This is a genomic window from Bacillus cereus (genome assembly GCF_002564555.1).
GTDB classification, from domain to species: Bacteria; Bacillota; Bacilli; order Bacillales; family Bacillaceae_G; genus Bacillus_A; species Bacillus_A cereus_K.
The window spans coordinates 1-3,150 of the sequence record NZ_NUVD01000039.1 but is presented as its reverse complement, the minus strand read 5'-3'; the positions used below and the strand labels follow the sequence as shown (position 1 = coordinate 3,150).

Below are 3,150 nucleotides of genomic sequence, written 5' to 3'. Positions count from 1 at the left end.
TAGCTTGATAGCGATGGGGCAGTACCCCTAAGCACGCACATTTTAACCTTTTTATACGTTAAGGTGAATGAGTAATCCAATTCCAAATATAATGGCAACAATTTGATGAGCTTTTCGATATTCTATATACTTTTTCTTATCTTTTAGTTTGTGTAATAGAATCCCTACTATCGCAACAAGAACTAATCCTATTAAGGTGAAAATTCCACTATAAATCCGAATCATATGACGGCTACCTACCATTAAAAAATATATTCCATGACAAGTAGCAACTGAAAGAACTGCATATCCGATGAACATATGATATTGCTTTAATAACATATAAAGTTCTTTTATGTATTTTGCAACCGCTATTTTCTTTTTATGGAGATATAACCAAATATTATGAAACAACCACGAGGACCCTGCTATAATCGCTCCGTATTCTGCCAGAGAACCAAGATTTTTATTCAGACCTTTTAATATTGTTTGATCTCCTACCGTAAAATTAAACACTAATATTGTGGCACTAAATGAAATAATACAATATCCTATAATTTTTATAGACAAGTGAAAAATTTGATTGAATAGACTTCTTGACATTTTCATCCCCTTCTCTCTGCGATTATGTAAATTAATTGTTGATTTATATTTTAACTTCAAAAAATGAAAAGCCCATGAAAAAAAGATTAAAATTAGATGAGAATATGTATACCACAACATCCTAATCACCGAGTTTGATACTTTTGAGAAAGAGCTTGTATCTTAAGGATAAAAGGTTTGTCTTTATTTATTATTGTGGACATCGATTTAGAGAAATAAACATACTCGGTGATTAGGGGATAGGTAACTATTTAAAACATTTGAGAGCTCGGTAATTGGGTAAATAAAAAATGCCTTATCATTCTCCCTGTAAGGAGGCATGAGGGGAGCACCATATAGGAAATGAATAAATAGGATCTACTTAACATTAGCTCCCGTTATCAGTAATTGGATAACTACTTAAAACCGAAAAGGAATTTGCCAATTTTTTTGCAAAACTCAATGGTGGTTCAACAGATTGGATATGAATATACATAATCAATGGCTTCATATATAACCAATGATTATGTAAGGCGCTAACAATAATCCCTTGTTGAACAATTGATTGCATAAATAAAGGAATTTCTTCTTGTAAAATAGCGATTTCTCCAAAGTTCAACGCATTTCCATTTTGATCTAACGATTCAAAAGATATCCCAACCGGTATCACTGAGGTGCTTGGTCGTCCTTGAACAAACACTTTAATATTACGACGCAAGGAGACAGAACAAACACCCTGATTTATGTTGCTTTTTCCATTAAGAATTTTAGCAAATTGTTCACAAAGGAAATTAAGGTTATTCATAAATTTGATGCCCCTTTCTTATCAGATAAAAGTTACTTCATAAGTATTAATACTCGTCCATTAGCTTTTATATAAGTAATTTAAGAAACTCTTATTTAGATAATAAGAAAACAATGCATATCATATTCACTTCTCATTTAATTTAAAAACACCAAAAATATATTTTAGGGACGTTCTTAAAATATTAATATCTGTCGGTACATGATTGTTTTTCCTCAAAGAAATCACCGGTTTAAAAAGTTATGATTTTCTGGACAGGTGAGAGTGATACAGAATTTTGTAGATAGAAAACATATCCCGGTAATTGAAATCAGTTCATATTTATCTAGTTAATATTCTTTAAGGGAATCCAATCTATTTTTGATAATTCATATTTTATTCGATTTCAAAAAATGTACTCTGTATCAAAACATTCAACATCATTATATTTCCTCTTACATTCATCTCTCTTTTTATCTTTTGAGCAACTTGGCAACAGAACCGAGATTAATTCATCTACATGAACTATTTAATGCTATTGAACATAATAAATTCTTTTACAATGATACATACTATCCTTATATAAATTGTTATAATACGAACATGCGATCCCAAAAGGAGGAGCTAATTGTGTCTGAACATATAGAGATTATTTTGAGAACACTGTTATCTTTCTCGATTTTATTTATCGGAGCTAAAATATTAGGAAAGCAAATTATCGCTGAAATGAATACCTTTGATTTTATTGGTGCTATCTCTATCGGAAGTATTATTGCAAATTTGGCATTTAATTTAAATGTAAAAACTCATCATGCAGTTATCGCTTTTGTTATTTTAGTATTTATCATTTTAATGGTTAGTTATATATCCATGAAAAGTCGGATAGGCAGAAAAGTATTTGCCGGAAATCCAACAGTCATTATTGAAAACGGAAAAATTTTAGAAAATAATATGCGAAAAATGCGCTATTCTCTAGATTATTTAAACCAACAATTAAGAGAGAATGGTATTTTTAACATTGAAGAAGTTCTTTATGTCGTAGTTGAAACAAATGGTAAAATATCTGTTTTGAAAAAACCTGAATATCGTACTGTTACAAAACAAGATTTAAATATACCAACAAAAAAAGAGTGTAAACTCCCCATCGAGCTAATTATGGATGGAGAAATTATGACAGAGAACCTAAGGCAAAACAATCAGACGGAGTTAGAATTACAATGTGAACTAAAAAAACGTAACCTTCGCTGCAAAGATGTTACGTATGCTGTACTTGCTGCAAATGGAAATATCTACATTGATACATATAAAGATAACATTACCTCTCCAATGGACCAAGAATAGGCTATTTCTCCTAAAAACACAGGTGAACATATATTAGCATATCTCGGAGTAACAAACTTTAATTCAAAGCTACAGAACAATACATTATTCTTATTCGTTAAAAAATTCACATAACTTTCACGGGCGTTTTCTTAAAAAAGGTAATATTTGTTATATAATAAATTTGTCAAAGCAGTTTCTAAATAGTTTACCCTGTCATTTCTGTTAAGATAGTTTGTTTTGCCCTTGTATTTACATTATCTCAAAGAGAACTTGTAGTAATTACTACAAGTTCTCTTTGTTTTTCTAATATAACCGAATGTAAACTAATAGGCCTCACCACACATGCCCATCAACTTAAGAATTTTATAACAACCCTAAAACAAAATATTTTACAGTTTCACCGGAAGATGCCAATTTTATCTTTTTGGGTATTTACTTTTCTTAGCTTGATGGGCATGTGGCGCTACCCCATCACTATCAAG

General features: G+C 30.6%; 3 protein-coding genes. 1 reads left to right on the top strand and 2 read right to left on the bottom strand.

What is annotated here, in order from left to right:
* Positions 1–51 precede the first annotated feature (51 nt).
* Positions 52–582 (bottom strand): hypothetical protein, encoded by a 531-nt coding sequence (locus COI75_RS17050; RefSeq protein ID WP_098448510.1) that lies wholly within the window; start codon positions 580–582, stop codon positions 52–54.
* Positions 583–949: 367 nt separating this feature from the next.
* Positions 950–1,366, bottom strand: a complete 417-nt coding sequence (locus COI75_RS17045) for a DUF1259 domain-containing protein (protein ID WP_078205821.1) — start codon at positions 1,364–1,366, stop codon at positions 950–952.
* A gap of 609 nt (positions 1,367–1,975) precedes the next feature.
* On the opposite strand from COI75_RS17045, the gene COI75_RS17040 reads away from it, so the two are divergent.
* Positions 1,976–2,686 (top strand): DUF421 domain-containing protein, encoded by a 711-nt coding sequence (locus tag COI75_RS17040; protein WP_098448509.1) that lies wholly within the window; start codon positions 1,976–1,978, stop codon positions 2,684–2,686.
* The last annotated feature ends 464 nt before the right edge of the window (positions 2,687–3,150 follow it).

Coding starts and splice junctions, on each gene's coding strand:
- COI75_RS17045 (WP_078205821.1), bottom strand. CDS start 1,366: ATGAATAACCTTAATTTCCTTTGTGAACAATTTGCTAAAATTCTTAAT.
- COI75_RS17050 (WP_098448510.1), bottom strand. CDS start 582: ATGTCAAGAAGTCTATTCAATCAAATTTTTCACTTGTCTATAAAAATT.